This is a genomic window from Bradyrhizobium sp. NBAIM18 (genome assembly GCF_020193825.1).
Lineage (GTDB): Bacteria > Pseudomonadota > Alphaproteobacteria > Rhizobiales > Xanthobacteraceae > Bradyrhizobium > Bradyrhizobium yuanmingense.
Map to the genome: position 1 here is coordinate 200,281 of NZ_JADYVO010000005.1, position 16,092 is coordinate 216,372.

Consider the following 16,092-nt stretch of genomic DNA (forward strand, 5'->3'; position numbering starts at 1 on the left):
CTCCCTGAAAAGCGTGCGATGCTATTTCTTCGGCCAGAACGGCTGCGCCTGCGCGAGCTCGGGCGGATAGACGGTGACTGGCACGCCCGATTGCCATTGCACGATGACGACGCCGGCGCCGACCCTGCGGCCCTTTTCGTCGAACTTGAGCTGTCCGCCGGGATAGTATTTCGACGGTCCGGCATCCATGGTGCGGAAGGCCTGCGCGACCGCATTGCGGTCGGCCTTACCGGCCTTTTCCAACGCTTCCTTCATCAGCCACATGTCGCCATAGGTCGAGATGACGTTCTGCGTCATCCAGGGCTCCTTGTATTTCGCCTTGAGCTCGGCGATCAGCGCCTCGTGACCTTTCGAGCCCCAATTGGCGACGATGGTCATGATGCCCTGCACTGTCTCCGGGCTCACGCTCTGCAGCATGTCCGGCTCGGCGATGGTGATGCTGAAGGACACGGTCGGGATCTTGCCCTGGCCAAGGCCGAACTCGCTGATCTTCTCGAGCCCCAGCTTGGCGTCCGACACCGCGTTCGGCATGAACAGCAGCAGATCGGGCTTGGCCGAGCGGACTTTCTGGATCAGCGGCGTCGCATCCGACAGCGGCGGGGTCCAGACTTCCTCGACGACGAGCTGGAGGCCTTCCTGCGCGAACAGCTTCTCCTTCAGCGCCTTGGCCGTGGCAACCGAAGTCGCGGTGTTGTCCATCAGCATCGCGACCGTCTTCGGCTTCTTGCCCGAGGCGTTCTCCGCGAGCTTCATCAGAGTCGGCAAGCCGAGCTCGGACTGGCGGCTCGCGGTCGCGGCGGTCTGGAAGATGTATTTGAAACCGCGGTCGGTCAGAAGATCCGAATAGGACAGCGTCAGCACCGGCAGCTCGGCACGCTCGGTCACCTCGGTGACCGCCAGCGTGAAGGACGACAGATAGGCGCCGGTGGCCGCGACGAGATCCGGCTCCTGCGCCACCATGCGTTGCGCCGCGTTCTTGGCCTTCTCGGTGGTGTCGCCGCAATCGATCACGACGAGCTTCAGCTTGGCGCCGCCGAGCGCCTTGATGCCGCCCTGCGCGTTGATGTGCTCGATACCCATCTCGGCGCCCATCTTCATCACCTGGCCGGGGCGGGTGTAGATACCCGACAACGGCACGATCAGTCCGACCTTGATCTCGGCCGGTGTCTGCGCGCGTGCCACGCCGGCAAGGCCCACGGCGGCGGCGCCGGACAGCACGGTCCGTCGCGAGAGTCCCTTCGATGTCTTGTTCATTTTGTTTGCTCCCTGGTCTCTTTTTATGGTCGTCACATGCCGAGATAGGCCTTGCGCACGCGGTCGTCGGCGCGCAGCGTGTCGTTGTTGCCTTCGAGCACGACATGGCCGGCTTCGAGGACGTAGCCGTGGTCCGCGGATTCCAGCGCTTCCGCCACGCGCTGCTCGACCAGCAGCATGGTCAGCCCGGACTGGCGGCGAATCTCAATCAGCCGATCGAAGATGAAGTCGGCGGTTGAGGGCGCCAGCCCCATCGAGGGTTCGTCCAGCATCAAGAGTTTCGGCGAGGAGGCGAGGCCGCGGCCGATCGCGAGCATCTGCTGCTGGCCGCCTGACATCGTGCCCGCGAATTGGCTGCGACGCTCCTTCAGCACCGGCAGCCATTCGAAGATGCGCTCGATGTTGCTCTGCCAGTCGCGTCGACCGCTCTCCGTCATCGCACCCATCTCCAGATTCTCCATCACGGTCAGTGACGGGAAGACCTGGCGGCCCTCGGGGACGTGGGCGATGCCGAGATGGGCGCGCTGCGGCGGCGGCACTGCGAGGAGGTCGACGCCGTCGAAGGTGATGGCCCCGCCGCTCGGCTTGACGATGCCGGAGATGGTCTTGAACAGCGTGGTCTTGCCGGCGCCGTTGGGTCCGACGATCGCGACGAACTGGCCGGCGCCGACATTGATCGAGATGTCGTTCAGCACGGGTTTGGCGGAATAGCCCGCGCTCAATCCCTCAATTCGCAGCATGGCCCACCCATTTCTTGCCGAGATAGGCCTCGATCACCCGGTTGTCGCGCGTCACCACTTCCGGCAGGCCTTCGGTGATGACGGCGCCGTGGTCGAGCACGACGAATCTGTCGACCAGCCGGACCATCGCCTGCATCGTGTGCTCGATGATCGCGATGGTCATGCCGTCGCGCGCGAGCTGCTGGATCACGGCGACGACCTCGTCCGCCTCGCCGTGGCCGAGGCCCGCGAGGGTCTCGTCGAGCAGCAGGATGCGTGGTTGGCCGGCGATCGCGCGGGCAAGCTCCATCAGCCGCAGCTCCTTGGTCGAAAGCTCGCCGGCGACGCGGTCGGCGACGGCGGAGAGCCCGACACGGGCAACTGCATCGGCGGCAAGCTTGCGGGCTTCGTCGTCGGACCGCGCGCGCACATAGGCACCGACCACGACATTGTCGAGGATCGACATGCGCAGGAACGGCCGCATCACCTGGAAGGTGCGGCCGATGCCGGCCTCGCAGATCACGTGCGGCCGTTGGCCGGACATGTTGCGGCCATCGATCAGCACCTCACCCTCGCTCGGCTTCAGGAAGCCGTTGAGGAGATTGAACAGCGTGGTCTTGCCGGCGCCATTGGGGCCGATGATGCCGAGGATCTCGTTCTGGTGCAGCTTGAAGCTGACATCCTGCACCGCCTTGAGCCCGCCGAAGGACCGCGACAGGTTCTTCACTTCGAGCACGACTTCACCGGTGGCGGCGCGCTGCCGGGGGGCGGGCTTCAGCGTGGTGACGTTGGCAGCCGATGTTTCGGGCAGGTCGGAGGCAGGCGCCTTAGGCGCGATCCGTTTGCGCAGGAGATCGCGCAGCTTCCAGAACAGGCCTTCCGGTGCCAGCAGGATGACGCAGACGATGGCGAAGCCGAAGATCACGCCCTGGATGCCCGGGAAGCGTGCGCCGGCCTCGGCGTGCAGGATCTCGGCGAGCGGGATCAGGATGACCGAGCCGATCACCGGCCCCCAGACTGTGCCGACCCCGCCGAACATCGCAACCGTCAGCGCCTGGGCCGACACCAGCATGCCGAACACCGATTGCGGCGTCACGACCAACAACACCTGCGCGTAAAAGCCGCCGATCGCCGCGGCAATGGCCCCGCTCAGCGTGATCGCGCGCAGCTTCCAGGCGAGCGTATTGATCCCGGCTGCCTCGGCGGCGGCCTCGTTCTGCTTGATTGCGAGCAGTGCCATGCCGAAGCGGGAGCGCTCGATGAATTGCGTCAGCACGATGGTGGCAAGCATGATTGCGAGTCCCAGCAGCGTGTAGATGCGCGGATCGGCGAATTGCATGTAGGCGATCGGCGCGTCGCGCTTGATCGGAAGCGTCACCTCCTGGAAGCCGAGCCACTCGAACACGTAGAGGATGGCAAGCGGGTAGGCGAGCATCGCCAGGGCGAAATAGTGGCCCTGGAGGCGGAAGGTCGGAAATCCGATCAGCAGCCCGGCGATGCCGCCGAGCACGGCGGCGATGGGGATCAGCAGCCAGGGGGAGATGTCGAAGTAGATCTGGCCAAGCGCGGTTGCATAGGCGCCGATGCCGAAGAACGCGGCGTGGCCGAACGAGATCAGTCCGGTGTAGCCGCTGAGCAGGTTCCAGGAGAGGCCGAACACCGCCCACACCGGCACCAGGGTCAGGATGAGCTGGTAGTAGGAGTTGGTGACGCCGAGCGACAGCGCAGCATAGGCGATGGTGAAGAGCAGGGGAGGAAGAAAGGAGCGCATCCGGAGCATGATCACGTCCTCTCCACCATCCGCCCGAAGAAGCCTTGCGGTCGGAAGAAGATGATGAGGAGGAAGACGGCGAAGATCGCGGCGTTCTGCAGCTGCGTCGGCAGGATCAGCGTCGACATCTGCTGCACGAGCCCGATCGTCATGCCGCCCCAGAACGCGCCGATGATGCTGCCCATGCCGCCGAGCACGACGCCCGCATACATGACGATGACGTATTCGAGGCCGACGAACGGGTGGAACGGATAGTTCGTAGCGAGGAGGCCGCCGGCGATCGCCGTGATACCGCAGCCGAGCGCGAAGGCGGTTCGGTGCGCGCGGTCGACGTCGATGCCCATATAGGTCGCGGCGGTCGGATTATCCGCGGCGGCGCGAAGCGATTTGCCGATCCGCGTGCGCGTGATCAGCAGCGAAAGCAGGTTCATCATGACCAGCGAAACGATCATGTCGATGCTGCGGGCCTTGTTGAGAAAGATGCTCATGTCGAAGAAGGGGCCGAGCTCCCAGGCCGAGCTCGACAGCGGCGTGCGGATCGAGGCCAGCACCGAGCCGAACACGATGAGGCCGCCGTTCTGCAGGATCAGCGCGATGCCCAGCGTGAGGATCAGCTGGGCGTAGTGTCCCTCGCCTTCGAGCGAGGCGGTGCGCGTCCCCGAGACGTGCGAGATCAGTGCCCGGTGGACGAAGTAGCCGAATACGGCAAGCACGGGGCCGGCCAGCAGGATGGAGACGAACGGTCCGACCGCATTGCCGAAGAACGATTGAACGCCGGCGGCGGTGAACAGATAGAAGGCAGTGTACATGCCGAGCATCATGAAATCGCCATGGGCGAAGTTGATGACGCGCATGACGCCGAAGATCAGGCCGAGCCCGACGCACATCAGGCCGTAGACGGCGCCGATCAGAAGGCCCGCGGCGAGCGCTTGCAGAAATCCTTCCATCAGCTTCGCCTCCGCGCGGCTGACGAACCTAAGCGGGTCTCGAAGTCGACCATGTTTCCCCCGTACTCTCCGGCACTTCTTATGATGCCGATCGTAAAACCCGTTCCGCCGTGTCCAGGCGGCATAGTGCTGCGATATCGCCGGCGTTGCCGAGCCGTTCGCAGCTCTCGATGAGTTGCTCCAACTGGCACGTGCGGTCCTCACCGAGGACTCCCTGAGCGGCCGTGCGAAAGCGCGTGCGAATATCTGAAGGCGTTGCGGCGATGACGTCGGGTAGCGCGTGCCGGATCGTCCGGCCGCTCTGCAGATGCACGGTCACATCCGCGCCCTGCTTGTCGGGGAACGCGGTGGTGAAGCCGACATCCGGCTCAAGCTTCGTGATCGCAACCAGGCGGATGATATCGACATCATCGGGTTCGGCGTAGTTGCCTTCCTCGATCTCGCCCCTCACGAGGGTGGCCGCGACGCTGAAGGGAATGCTCATCTTGGCCTGGAGCGCGTTCCGATACGGGCCGGTGGAGGCGCACCCAGGATAGCGCACGGCGGCATCGGGAGCGCGAACGACGACGCGGTCGATCTCCTCGGTGCCGGCGAGTTCGTGCGAGACGCGAAGGGCCGCTTGCGCGGCGGTCTGCGCGAAATTGCAGGCCGGGACCGGCTTGTTGTAGACCGCCATGATCTCGCATTCGCCACTCGGGAACAGCGCGATGCTGTCGGGCGCGGCCTGGCGACGATAGGCGGCGAACAGGCCCGCTTCGCCTTCGAGGATCGTTTCGGAGCCGAAAGCGCCGGCTGCGGCGAGGCCGATTGCCTTGATCGCATTGCTGGCGGCGAAGCCCGGATGAAAATACATGTCGGAGCCGCCTGCATGCGGCCACTCGTTGAGACCGCTGGACGTGTTGGCCGCAATCGCGATGGCGCTGGTCGCTGCGTCTTCGGACAGGTTGAGCGCGAAACTTCCGGCGAGCGCCGCGCCCAGCGGGGCCACGAGGCCGGTCGGACGATAGAGCCGGGCGAGATCGGAGGTCAGGAGCGCGCGGCCGATCCGCGCGCCGGCCTCATAGCCGATGATCGCGGCTGCAAGCAGCCTTGAGCCGTGCAGCTGCGACTGTTCGGACAGCGCGAGCAATGTCGGCCAGATCACGACGCCATGGTGCGCAATGCTGGCGGCATGCATGTCTTCCCGCACGAGTCCGTGCCCCATCACGGCATTGGCGAAGGCGGCATCGGCCGGCGAGGAGAGTCGCGACATTCCGACGATGGTTGCGCTGCCGCCACCTTGTGCGATCGCGATTGCCTGACGACTCCAGGGATGATGACCCGCCTCGAAGGCGCAGGACAGGAAGTCGAGCAGGCAGAGCTTGGCCTTGGCGACCACTTCAGGCCCGAAATCTCCGAGATCAACGGCAAGTGCGCTCCGCGCCATCTGGCGCGCGAGCGATACCTTGCCTGATCCGGTCGGGCCGTTCGTCATCGCAAGCGTTGCTCCCAAAGACTCTTGCGCTCAGCCGCGCATCTCGACTCCGGCCCACTCCTCGAGCACCTTGGCGATCGAGGTGAAATCGGATGACGGGCCGTATTTGGCGTTGGTGATCGCCAGCATCTGCCGTACCACTGCGCCGCAGACCATCGGCACGCCCATGGCCTCGGCCTCGTCCACGCAGAGACGGACGTCCTTGTAGGAAAGGCTGGTGGTGAATCCGAAATCGAACGTGCCCGGCAGCACCGAACGGGGAAATTTGTCTTCGGAGGCGCTGTTGCGGCCGCTGCTAGCGTTGATGATATCGATCAGCACCTTGGCGTTGACCCCGCCCTTGACGCCCATGGCGACCGCTTCCGACGTGATCACCAGCGCCGCCGCCGCCATCAGATTGTTGGCGAGCTTGGCGGTCTGCGCCACGCCGGGCTTGTCGCCGGTGTAGAACAGCTTGCCGAAATTCTTCAGGATCGGCTGCACGATGTCGTAAGTCGCTTGCGGGCACGATACCATAACGGCGAGCGTGCCGTTCACGGCGCCCTTGATGCCGCCGCTGACGGGCGCATCGACCAGCGTCATGCCTTTGGCTTTCAGCCCTTCCGCAACGAGCTTCGCCGCGCCGGGACCAGAGGTCGAGAGATCAACGACGATCTTGGCGCGGTTGCCGCTGCTGATGCCGTCCTCGCCGAGAGTGACGGCCTTGACGATGTCGGGCGTCGGCAGACTGGCGAGCACGATGTCGGCGCGCGAGGCGATGTCGGCCGGCGACTTGCCGACCAAGGCGCCGCGCTTGACCAGCGGCTGCGTCGCGTCAGTCTGCGTGTCGTAGACGACGAGCGAATAGCCCGCGTCCATCAATCGCCCCGCCATGGGGCCGCCCATGCGGCCCGTTCCGATCACACCGAGCGTCTCTCCCGCCATAGTTCACTCCCTGTAGCGCGCCCCAGCAGGGTGCGCCGTCTTGATCTTGTCGTTGTATGTTCGCCGGCCGTTCTGGACGGCCGCCGTCATTGTGGCGGCGGGACCCCGCGCCAGCGTTCGGATTGTTATGATTGTCAGACAAGCTGTCAAGCATAACATTTGGGGTCGACAGTTTGCCGCGGATCGGCATAAGGTCCGAAAAACGAGGAAGACGCCCCGCGTGCCGCAAGACCCAATTCCCAGCGTGAGCAGGACGCTCGCCGATTTCGTCGCGGCGACGTCGTGGGCGGACGTGGAGGCGCAGAGCGGCGAGGCGCGACGCTCGATTCTGAATTTCTTCGCCACGGCACTCGGCTCCGCACGCGATCCGGTGGTGATGGCGGCGATGCGAACCGTGTCGCCGTTCAGCGGCGCCGCGACCGCGACGGTCATCGGTCATTCGCAGCCGATGGATGCGATGTGCGCATCGTTTCTCAACGCCATCTCGGCCAACCTGCTCGATTTCGATGACACCCATCCCGAGACGATCATTCATCCGGCGGCACCGGTCGCAGCTCCAGTCCTCGCACTCGCCGAGACGCATAAACTGTCTGGACGCGAGTTGTTGACGGCGTTCATCCTCGGTGTGGACGTCGAATGCCGCATCGGCGCCGCCGTTTCGCCGCGCCATTATGCGCGCGGCTGGCACATCACTTCGACCTGCGGGATCTTTGGCGCCGCGGCGGCTTGCGCCAAACTATTGGGTCTGCCCGCGGAGGGCATTGCGAATGCGATCGGGCTCGCGGCGAGCCAGTCGGCAGGCAATGTCGAGAACCTGCCCAGTGCCGCGAAGAATGTCAGCGTCGGTAACGCGGCGCGCAACGGTTTGTTTGCGGCGCTGCTTGCAGAGCAGGGTTATGAGGCGGCCCCCCACGCCATTGAAGGCCCGCTCGGTTGGGCACGCACCATGGGTGACGAGCCGGATATTGCCCGCTTGCTTGATGGTCTCGGCAAGACCTTTGAGATCGCCAAGAACACCTACAAGCCCTACCCCGCCGGCATCGTTTTTCATGCGGTCATTGATGCCTGCCTTCAGTTGCGGGAGCGGATCGGTCAGCGATTCGACCAGATTGACACCGTGACCGTTCAAGGCTCGACGCTGCTGCTTGCGCGCGGCGACCGCCCCGTCAACAACGAGCGCGATGCGCGCGTCAGCATCCATCATTGCGTGGCGTGCGGATTGCTGCTCGGCAGAGCCGGCGTCGCCGAGTTTGCACGCGAGACGGTCGTCCGGCCCGATATTGTGCAGCTGCGGCAGAAGGTGGGGGCGGAGTGGGATGACGGGATGCCGGATGGTGCGGCACGCGTGACCGTGCGCCTGTCGTCCGGCGAGGTTTTCACCGAGACCGTCATCTCGCCGCGCGGCAGCCGGGCAGCGCCGCTTGAAGATCGCGATCTCGAGGCCAAGCTGCGCGAAAGCGTGCGAACGGGCCAGAGCAATTGGGACGCGGACGGTGTCATCGACGCCGTCTGGCGTCTCGATGCGGTGGCTGACGTCGCCGAACTGCTGCGATCGTTGCGGCCGCCCTCGGCGATGCGCCGAACAACTTCCAACTAGACTCTCGCAAGACCTGAAAGGGACGATCATGACCAAGACCGAACTGTTCGAAAAGGGCCTCAAAGTCCGCAAGGAGGTGCTCGGCGAGGACTACGTCAACAAATCGATCGCCGGTGCCGACGAGTTCACGCGCACGATGGCGGAATGGTCCACCGAATTCTGCTGGGGCGCGCTGTGGACGCGGCCCGGCGTCGACCGTCGCACGCGCTCGATCGTCAATTTGGCGATGCTCGGCGCACTGAACCGGCCGCACGAGCTGAAGCTGCACGTGAAGGGCGCGTTGAAGAACGGGCTGACCAAGGAGGAGATCAAGGAGATCCTGCTCCAGGTCGCCGTCTATTGCGGCGTGCCCGCCGGCATCGACGCCTTCCGCAATGCGCGCGAGGCCTTCAACGAGGTCGACGCGGCCGGCTCCTGAGCAAATCCATGGCTGACCCGATCTACGAACTCTTCGCCATCCGCTACGCAACGCGGGATGCGCAGCGGAGCGACCACTTCATCGGCGGCGATCCGCATGACGGGCCGATGCCGATGGACTATTTCATGTGGCTGGCGCGGGGAGGTGGGCGCACCTTCGTCATCGATACCGGGTTCAACGCCGAAATTGCGGAGCAGCGCAGGCGGACATTCCTGCGCTGCCCGGTGGAGGCTCTTGGGGCGTTCGATATCGAGCCGACCGAAATCGAGGACGTGATCCTCACGCATCTGCACTACGACCATGCCGGCAATTTCGACCGCTTTCCGAACGCACGATTTCATCTCCAGGAGCGCGAGCTTGCCTACGCCACCGGCCGCTACATGCAATATCCGAGGTTGTCGCATTCTTTCGAGGTCGAGGACGTCTGCGGCATCGTGCGGCTGAACTATGCGCGCCGAGTCCTGTTCTACGATGGCGATGCTGAGATCGCTCCCGGGCTGACGGTCCATGCGGCGGGCGGACATTCCGCCGGGCTTCAATTCGTCCGGGTCAACACGCGCCGCGGTCCGGTCGTGCTCGCTTCCGACGTCAGTCATTTCTACGAAAACCTGACCAGCGAGCGTCCTTTTACGACGGCGTTTCATGTCGGCGACATGCTGGTGGGGTTCGACAAACTGCGCGCCGCAGCGCCGGATGCGGACCACATCGTTCCAGGTCACGATCCGCTCGTCATGATGCATTATCCAGCGCCGACCCCGGATCTGGACGGGATCGCGGTCCGCTTGGATGTGGCGCCGTCCGGGCCTGCTCACTCCTAGGGCGGCGAGAGGACCACGCACCGCATCCTTGTCGAGCTTCCGCATCTTCAACTCTGGCACGATCTGCGGCCGATTGGAGACGGCTGACTATCCTGTCAGAAAGCCGCCATCGATGGCGACGACGGTGCCGGTCGCGTATTGCGAGGCCGGCATGCAGAGGAACGCAACCGCGCCCGCGACATCCTCGGGCTGGCCCCAGCGCTTGAACGCGGTGCGGTCGGCGATTCGCCGGTAATGCGCGAGGTCGGTGCGGCCCGCGGCGTTGATCGCCGTTTCGATGTAACCGGGCGCAACCGCATTGACGCGAATGCCTTCCTCGGCCCATTTCAAGGCCAGCGCCTTGGTCAGCATCACGACGCCGCCCTTGCTGGCGCAATAGGCGGGGATGCGCGGCAGCGCGAGCGTCGCGTTCATCGAGGCGATGTTGACGATCGATCCCTTGGTCTTCGCGAGCAGCGGACGGAATGCCATGCAGGTCCGGAACGTGCCGGTGAGATTGACGTCGATAACCTTCATGAAGGTTTCGATCTCGAATTCCTTGTCGCGCGCCAAGATGCCGGCGCAATTGACCAGTGCGTCGACGCGCTTGTGTCTTCCGGCGAAAGACCTGACGGCCGCATCATCGGTTACATCCATCGTCGCCAGCGTGAGGCCGGCGCGCGGCTTGAGCAGCGTGCGGGCGAGGTCGGACTCGTTGGCGCCGGTCGCCGTAACAGTCGCGCCGAGATCGCAGAACTGGCTGCTGATCGCCGCGCCAATGTCGCCGGCGCCGCCAATGACGACGGCATGGAATCCGGGCGCGAGAGAAAAATTCGAAGTCATCGGCAAGGCCTCACTTCAGGGATTTCGGCGGTGGGGCCGTCGATTCGCGGACCACGAGCGAGAAATCGATCTCGCGGTGCATGATGGTCTGCTCGCCGGCAAGGCTGCGCACCAGATATTCGCCGGCGCGTTGCCAGGTTTCTCCAGTTGGAACGTGGATCGTGGTGAGGCTCGGTCGCAAATGCCGGCTCCAGTCGAGATCGTCGAAGCCGACCACCGACAGATCGCGCGGCACGGAGAAGCCGTCGCGCTCCGCCTCGAGCAGAACGCCATAGGCGATGACGTCGTTGCCGCACACCACAGCCGTCGGGCGGTCCTTGAGGTTGAGGAGATAGCGGGCCGCCTCGCGCGCGTCGTCAAGCGTGTAGGGAACCTCGACATGCCATTGCGGAGAGAGCTCGATCCCGTTCTCCGCGAGCGCACGGCGAAAGCCGGCGACGCGCGCGCTGGCCCGGTCGTTGTTGCGCTGGAGCGCCGAGACGATCCCGATGCGGCGGTGCCCGAGCTCGATGACATGCGCGGCCGCGCGATGAGCGGCTGCTTCGTTGTCGGTCCCGACGCAGGGGTAGGGCTTGTCGGGCTGGTAGATACCGACGTTGATGAACGGCACGGCATTGTCCGCGAGCAGTTTGCGCAAGCCGTCATGATGGCAGTCGCCGCGCAGCACCAGGCCGTCGACACCACGGCTGATCAGGTTGCGCGCCTGCTGCAATTCGACGTCGAGATCGTAACCGCTCGTGGTGAGGAACAGCATGTAGCCGACCGACGACAGATACTGCTGCAGCGAGGCGATGCCGCGCGCGAACATCGTGTTGTCGATGGTCGGCACGATTGCGCCGAGCGTGCGCGAGCGCCGCGACGACAGAATGCGCGCCGGCGCATGCGGGATATAGCCGAGGGCGTCGATGGCCTGCTCGATGCGTGCGCGTAAGGACGGGCTGACCGCATCGGGGTTGTTGAGGGCGCGCGAGACTGAGGCGGTCGAAACGCCGGCGCGGGCCGCCACGGCGCGGATGCCCTGTTTCACAGACTTGTTCAGCGACTTGGCTTGGGTCAGTCTCATGATGTAACGTTACATTATGCGGCGCGAGCTATCCGGTGGCGAGATTGTCAGAAATGTGCCGGAGATTTTGCTGCTTGTCCATCGCTTGACACGGCGGGTGCGGTGTCTATTTTGTAACCGTTTTCAGATGTCGATCAAACGTGTTCAAAAGGGTTCGCCAGATTAAGGCGGCCAGCCGGGAGGAGAATTCGATGAAGGCCAGGATGCTTGCGACGCATGTCGCGCTGCCCGTTCTCGTAATAGCCGCCAGCGGGCAGGCCCATGCCGCCGATTTCGACTGGATGAAGTTCAAGGGCAAGACCATCACCTTTCTCGCCAACAACAACCCGGTCGCGCAGGCGCTGCTGACCTACAAGGCCGATTTCGAGAAGCTGACCGGCATGACCCTGAAGGTCGATGGCTATCAGGAACAGCAGATGCGCCAGCGTCTGGTCACCGTGATGAATGCGAACAGCGACGAGGTCGACGTGTTCATGACGCTGCCCTCGCGCGAGGGGGAGCAGTTCGCGGCCGCCGGCTGGTACGGCGATCTCACCGCGATGGCCAAGAACGACGTCGCCAAGGACTACGATCCGAACGGGTTGAGCCAGGCCCTGCTGAAGGCCGCGACGTTCAACGGCAAGCTCACCAGCATGCCGATGAACCTCGAGGGCCCGATCTTCTATTACCGCACCGACATCTTCAAGAAGTGCGGGCTCGAGGCACCGAAGACCATCAAGGACGTCGAGGCTGCCGCCGAGAAGATCAAGGCCTGCGACAGCACGGTGACGCCGTTCGTCTCGCGCGGCCTCAAGCCCGCCGTCGCCTACACCTTCAGCAACATGCTGCACAATATCGGCGGCACGTATATCGCCGGCGGCAAGTCGAACCTCTGCTCGGCCAAGGGCAAGGAGGCGCTCGACACCTATAGCCGGCTGCTGCGCGATTTCGGCCCGCCCGGCGTGGTCAATTACAGCTTCCAGCAGATTTCGGCGCTGTACCGCAGCGGACGCGCCGCGATGGCATTCGAATCCTCGAACGAGCTACGCACGGTGATGGAAGGCGGGGCGCGGCTGAAGGACACCGGCCTGATGCCGTTCCCGGCGGGTGAGGCCGGCCAGGTACCGACGACGATCGGCTGGGGCATGGCGGTGTCCTCGCACAGCAAGCAGCCGGACGCGGCCTGGTATTTCGTGCAATGGGCGACCAGCCCCGAGGTGCAGAAGAAAATGGCGCTTCAGGGCATTGCCCCGCCACGCCCGTCGGTCGCGAAGGACCCGGAGTATCGCAAGTGGATCGACGAGGAGCCGGTCCGCAAGGAATGGCAGGCTGCGCTCGACGTGCTCGCCACCAAGGGCTCCTCCGAGGTCGGCTATCCCATCGTCGCCAATCCGCAATCGCGCGAATTCATCGGCCAGGCCGTGCAGGATCTGATCCTGAAGCAAAAGCCGATCGACCAGGCTTGCGCCGATGCCGACAAGGCGCTGGACGCGCTGATTGCGCTGAACTGACCGCCCGGTACCGGCTGGCTCGTTGCCTGCCGGCACCTCACTCAATCGAGGACAGGATCGCATGTCTGACACGGCTGCGCCACTCACGCAGGACCGGCAGAAGCTGGAGATGGCGGCGCTCTCGGCTCCGGGCGTGCTCTTCACGGTCGCGATGATCGCGTTTCCGGTCGTCTATACGATCTGGCTCGGCTTCCAGACCTTTTCTTCCACCGGCAAGCAGTCCTTCGCGGGTCTCGCCAATTATTCCAAGCTCATCTCCGACGTCGAGTTCTGGCACGGGCTGTGGATCACCATCGCGCTGTTCGTGCTGTCGCTGGTGCTGCAGCTCGTATTCGGCGTCTGGCTGGCGCTGGTGCTGTTCCACGCCAGGCGGCTGCCGGGCATCGTGCGCTCGCTATTCATATCGCCCTTCATGATGCCGCCGGTGGTCGCCGGCATGATGTGGCTGGTGATCCTCGATCCGTCGCTGGGCGCCGCCAACTACATCCTGCAATCGTTCGGCCTGCCGCCGTCGGACTGGCTGGCTTCGCCGACTTGGGTCATTCCGACCGTGGCGCTGATCGACAGCTGGCAGTGGACCCCCTATGTCGCGTTGATCGTGCTGGGCGGTCTGCAATCGCTGCCGCCGAGCGTCTACGAGGCTGCGCAGATCGACGGCGCGTCTCCGCTCAAGACGTTCCAGCGCATCACGCTGCCTTTGTTGCTGCCGACCATCGTTACCGCGGCGATCCTGCGCAGCGTCGATCTCCTGCGCTTCTTCGACATCATCTACATCACCACCCAAGGCGGCCCGGGCAACGCCTCGAATACACTCAACATCTACGGCTTCCGCGTCGGTTTCGAGTTCTTCAACATTGGCTATGCCAGCGCGCTGATGCTGACGCTGACGGCGGTCGTGTTCGGGGCCGTGCTCGCCTTCAACCGCCTGCGCGGTGCAGTTGCCTGGTGACGCCATGATCGATGCCGCCAATGCTGATCGTTGGATTCGATGGCTCAACACGATTCAGCTCGTGCTGGCCGGCGCGCTTATCATGGCGCCGACGGTTTGGATGGTGCTGTCCTCGTTCAAGCCGTCCTTCGAGGTTACCGCCTATCCGCCGACGCTGGTCTTCTCGCCGACGCTGGAGAATTACGTCGAGCTGACCAGGACCACGCCGTTCCTGAGCTACGCGCTCAACAGCCTCATCGTCACCGTCGGCTCGACCGCGCTGGGGTTGCTGTTCGGCATTCCGGCCGCTTTCGCCGTGTCATGGACACGGATCACCTGGCCGGCGATCCTCACGCTGGCCGCCCGCATGGCGCCCGGAACGCTGTTCCTGCTGCCGTGGTACGTGATGTTCCGGCAAATCGGCATGATCGGCTCCTACACCGCGCTGATCCTTAGCCATGCCGTTATCACGCTGCCGATCGTGATCTGGGTGCTGCTGCCGTCCTTCGACGCCATTCCGCGTAGCGTGTTCGAGGCCGCGCAGGTCGACGGATGCAGCGTCTCGCGCATCCTCTGGCGCATCGCGATGCCGCTGGTCGCCTCAGGCATCGCGGTCTCGGCGATCCTCGCCTTCGTGTTTTCGTGGAACTACTTCTTGTTTGCGCTGGTGCTCTCCAATGGCGACACCAAGACGCTGATCGCGGCGGCCTTCAACTTCATCGGCGAAGGCTCGACGCAATGGGGCGCCCTCATGGCCGCGGCGACGCTGATCGCATTGCCGCCGCTGGTGCTGGCCGCTCTGGTTCAGCGCTGGCTGGTGTCCGGACTGACGCTCGGTGCGGTGAAAGGCTAGATCTTCGATGAATGTATCACCCCGTCCCAATTCGGTCATGCAGGCCGCGGTCTTCCACGGTGACGACCGCATCACCATCGAGCGCGTTGCGATACCCGACGTCGGCACGGGCGAGGTGCTCGTGCGCGTCTCGCGTACCGCGCTGTGCGGCTCGGACTTCAAGCTTTGGCACAAGGGTGCCGAGTTCACCGCCGGCCACGAAATCTTCGGCGTGGTCGAGCAGTCCGGTCACAGGCTGCACGGCCAGCGCTGCGCCGTCTACATTCCCTTGCACTGCGGCCATTGCGCCGCCTGCCAGCGTGGCGACACCCAGATGTGCCTGGAGGTCTCCAGCCTGATCGGCTGGAACAGGCCGGGCGGCTATGCCGAATACGTGCCGGTGCCGGAGAACTGCCTGCTGCCGGTACCCGATGACATCGAGGACAGCCTCGCACCGCTGCTGCTCGACACCATCGGTACGTCAGGCCACGCAGTTCGCTTCGTCAGCCGCGTCGTGCCGCCAAGCGAAGCCGGACCAGTCCTCGTGATGGGAGCAGGGCCGGTCGGCCTCGGCGTTGTGCTGGCGCTCCGCTCGCTCGGCTACGACGATGTCTATGTCGCCGACCCGAATGCGGAGCGTCTCAAGATCGCGCAATCCTTCGGTGCCAAGCCACACCCGGTCGGCGATACCTCCAGACGCTTCGCCCTCATCATGGAATGCTCCGGCGCCCATGCGGCGCGCAATCTCGGCATCGAGCTGGTGCTGCCGCGCGGCGCCCTGGTGCTGGTCGGCGAGAACGCCGCGCCCTGGACCATCGAGGAGGGCAAGGTGTTCCGCCGCAAGGATTTCTACATGATCCGAACCTTCTACTTCCCGGTCTCGGCTTTCGAGCCGAACGTCGAGCTGTTGCGCAAGTACAAGGACGAATACCGCGTCCTCGTCGATGGCGAGTTCGGCCTCTCGGCTCTTCCTGAAAATTTCGCCCGCTTCGCCAAGGGCGAGCTGATCAAGCCGGTACTGGCGCTGGACTGAGC

The 16,092-nt window shown here is 64.5% G+C and carries 15 protein-coding genes; 7 read left to right on the plus strand and 8 right to left on the minus strand.

What is annotated here, in order from left to right:
* Nucleotides 1-21 precede the first annotated feature (21 nt).
* The 6 genes from I6F17_RS14000 to I6F17_RS14025 form a co-directional block, all read right to left on the minus strand.
* Nucleotides 22-1,254 carry an ABC transporter substrate-binding protein gene (locus I6F17_RS14000; protein ID WP_109145140.1) on the minus strand — a complete coding sequence of 411 codons (1,233 nt, stop codon included), beginning with the start codon at nucleotides 1,252-1,254 and terminating at the stop codon, nucleotides 22-24.
* Between the two features lie 32 nt (nucleotides 1,255-1,286).
* The gene (locus tag I6F17_RS14005; protein WP_036011537.1) at nucleotides 1,287-1,994 is read right to left on the minus strand and encodes an ABC transporter ATP-binding protein; all 708 of its coding nucleotides are present in this window, start codon (nucleotides 1,992-1,994) and stop codon (nucleotides 1,287-1,289) included.
* Nucleotides 1,981-3,753 carry a branched-chain amino acid ABC transporter ATP-binding protein/permease gene (locus I6F17_RS14010; protein WP_225124594.1) on the minus strand — a complete coding sequence of 591 codons (1,773 nt, stop codon included), beginning with the start codon at nucleotides 3,751-3,753 and terminating at the stop codon, nucleotides 1,981-1,983. Before I6F17_RS14010 ends, I6F17_RS14005 begins: the two co-directional genes overlap by 14 nt.
* 2 nt (nucleotides 3,754-3,755) lie before the next feature.
* The gene (locus I6F17_RS14015) at nucleotides 3,756-4,691 is read right to left on the minus strand and encodes a branched-chain amino acid ABC transporter permease (RefSeq protein WP_225124514.1); all 936 of its coding nucleotides are present in this window, start codon (nucleotides 4,689-4,691) and stop codon (nucleotides 3,756-3,758) included.
* A 79-nt stretch (nucleotides 4,692-4,770) separates the two neighbouring features.
* Complete coding sequence (locus I6F17_RS14020) at nucleotides 4,771-6,165, minus strand: MmgE/PrpD family protein (protein ID WP_225124515.1); 1,395 nt, start codon at nucleotides 6,163-6,165, stop codon at nucleotides 4,771-4,773.
* Between the two features lie 30 nt (nucleotides 6,166-6,195).
* A complete protein-coding gene (locus I6F17_RS14025; protein ID WP_225124516.1) occupies nucleotides 6,196-7,089 on the minus strand; it encodes an NAD(P)-dependent oxidoreductase in 894 nt (297 codons plus the stop codon).
* 244 nt (nucleotides 7,090-7,333) lie between these two features.
* Here I6F17_RS14025 and I6F17_RS14030 point away from each other — a divergent pair, with 244 nt between their 5' ends.
* The 3 genes from I6F17_RS14030 to I6F17_RS14040 are packed head-to-tail and all read left to right on the plus strand — an operon-like array spanning nucleotide 7,334 to nucleotide 9,922.
* Entirely contained in the window at nucleotides 7,334-8,686 is a 1,353-nt protein-coding gene (locus I6F17_RS14030; protein ID WP_225124517.1) for an MmgE/PrpD family protein, read from the plus strand.
* Nucleotides 8,687-8,714: 28 nt separating this feature from the next.
* Nucleotides 8,715-9,104 (plus strand): carboxymuconolactone decarboxylase family protein, encoded by a 390-nt coding sequence (locus I6F17_RS14035; protein WP_036011521.1) that lies wholly within the window; start codon nucleotides 8,715-8,717, stop codon nucleotides 9,102-9,104.
* 8 nt (nucleotides 9,105-9,112) lie between these two features.
* Nucleotides 9,113-9,922 (plus strand): N-acyl homoserine lactonase family protein, encoded by an 810-nt coding sequence (locus I6F17_RS14040; protein WP_225124518.1) that lies wholly within the window; start codon nucleotides 9,113-9,115, stop codon nucleotides 9,920-9,922.
* Nucleotides 9,923-10,009: 87 nt separating this feature from the next.
* Here I6F17_RS14040 and I6F17_RS14045 read toward each other — a convergent pair whose 3' ends face one another.
* Together I6F17_RS14045 and I6F17_RS14050 are read right to left on the minus strand one after the other, a co-directional pair.
* A complete protein-coding gene (locus tag I6F17_RS14045) occupies nucleotides 10,010-10,744 on the minus strand; it encodes an SDR family oxidoreductase (RefSeq protein WP_225124519.1) in 735 nt (244 codons plus the stop codon).
* Between the two features lie 10 nt (nucleotides 10,745-10,754).
* A complete protein-coding gene (locus I6F17_RS14050; RefSeq protein ID WP_036035766.1) occupies nucleotides 10,755-11,807 on the minus strand; it encodes a LacI family DNA-binding transcriptional regulator in 1,053 nt (350 codons plus the stop codon).
* A gap of 191 nt (nucleotides 11,808-11,998) precedes the next feature.
* Between I6F17_RS14050 and I6F17_RS14055 the strand changes: the two genes are divergently transcribed.
* The 4 genes from I6F17_RS14055 (at nucleotide 11,999) to I6F17_RS14070 (ending at nucleotide 16,090) form a co-directional block, all read left to right on the plus strand.
* A complete protein-coding gene (locus I6F17_RS14055) occupies nucleotides 11,999-13,297 on the plus strand; it encodes a sugar ABC transporter substrate-binding protein (RefSeq protein ID WP_225124520.1) in 1,299 nt (432 codons plus the stop codon).
* A gap of 61 nt (nucleotides 13,298-13,358) precedes the next feature.
* Complete coding sequence (locus I6F17_RS14060) at nucleotides 13,359-14,246, plus strand: sugar ABC transporter permease (protein ID WP_225124521.1); 888 nt, start codon at nucleotides 13,359-13,361, stop codon at nucleotides 14,244-14,246.
* Between the two features lie 4 nt (nucleotides 14,247-14,250).
* On the plus strand, nucleotides 14,251-15,078 hold the full coding sequence (locus I6F17_RS14065) for a carbohydrate ABC transporter permease (protein ID WP_225124522.1): 828 nt from the start codon (nucleotides 14,251-14,253) through the stop codon (nucleotides 15,076-15,078).
* 7 nt (nucleotides 15,079-15,085) lie between these two features.
* Nucleotides 15,086-16,090, plus strand: coding sequence for a zinc-binding dehydrogenase (locus I6F17_RS14070; RefSeq protein ID WP_225124523.1), 1,005 nt, complete (start codon nucleotides 15,086-15,088; stop codon nucleotides 16,088-16,090).
* Nucleotides 16,091-16,092 lie beyond the last annotated feature (2 nt).

Coding starts and splice junctions, on each gene's coding strand:
- I6F17_RS14000 (WP_109145140.1), bottom strand. CDS start 1,254: ATGAACAAGACATCGAAGGGACTCTCGCGACGGACCGTGCTGTCCGGC.
- I6F17_RS14005 (WP_036011537.1), bottom strand. CDS start 1,994: ATGCTGCGAATTGAGGGATTGAGCGCGGGCTATTCCGCCAAACCCGTG.
- I6F17_RS14010 (WP_225124594.1), bottom strand. CDS start 3,753: ATGCTCCGGATGCGCTCCTTTCTTCCTCCCCTGCTCTTCACCATCGCC.
- I6F17_RS14015 (WP_225124514.1), bottom strand. CDS start 4,691: ATGGAAGGATTTCTGCAAGCGCTCGCCGCGGGCCTTCTGATCGGCGCC.
- I6F17_RS14020 (WP_225124515.1), bottom strand. CDS start 6,165: ATGACGAACGGCCCGACCGGATCAGGCAAGGTATCGCTCGCGCGCCAG.
- I6F17_RS14025 (WP_225124516.1), bottom strand. CDS start 7,089: ATGGCGGGAGAGACGCTCGGTGTGATCGGAACGGGCCGCATGGGCGGC.
- I6F17_RS14035 (WP_036011521.1), top strand. CDS start 8,715: ATGACCAAGACCGAACTGTTCGAAAAGGGCCTCAAAGTCCGCAAGGAG.
- I6F17_RS14040 (WP_225124518.1), top strand. CDS start 9,113: ATGGCTGACCCGATCTACGAACTCTTCGCCATCCGCTACGCAACGCGG.
- I6F17_RS14045 (WP_225124519.1), bottom strand. CDS start 10,744: ATGACTTCGAATTTTTCTCTCGCGCCCGGATTCCATGCCGTCGTCATT.
- I6F17_RS14050 (WP_036035766.1), bottom strand. CDS start 11,807: ATGAGACTGACCCAAGCCAAGTCGCTGAACAAGTCTGTGAAACAGGGC.
- I6F17_RS14055 (WP_225124520.1), top strand. CDS start 11,999: ATGAAGGCCAGGATGCTTGCGACGCATGTCGCGCTGCCCGTTCTCGTA.
- I6F17_RS14060 (WP_225124521.1), top strand. CDS start 13,359: ATGTCTGACACGGCTGCGCCACTCACGCAGGACCGGCAGAAGCTGGAG.
- I6F17_RS14065 (WP_225124522.1), top strand. CDS start 14,251: ATGATCGATGCCGCCAATGCTGATCGTTGGATTCGATGGCTCAACACG.
- I6F17_RS14070 (WP_225124523.1), top strand. CDS start 15,086: ATGAATGTATCACCCCGTCCCAATTCGGTCATGCAGGCCGCGGTCTTC.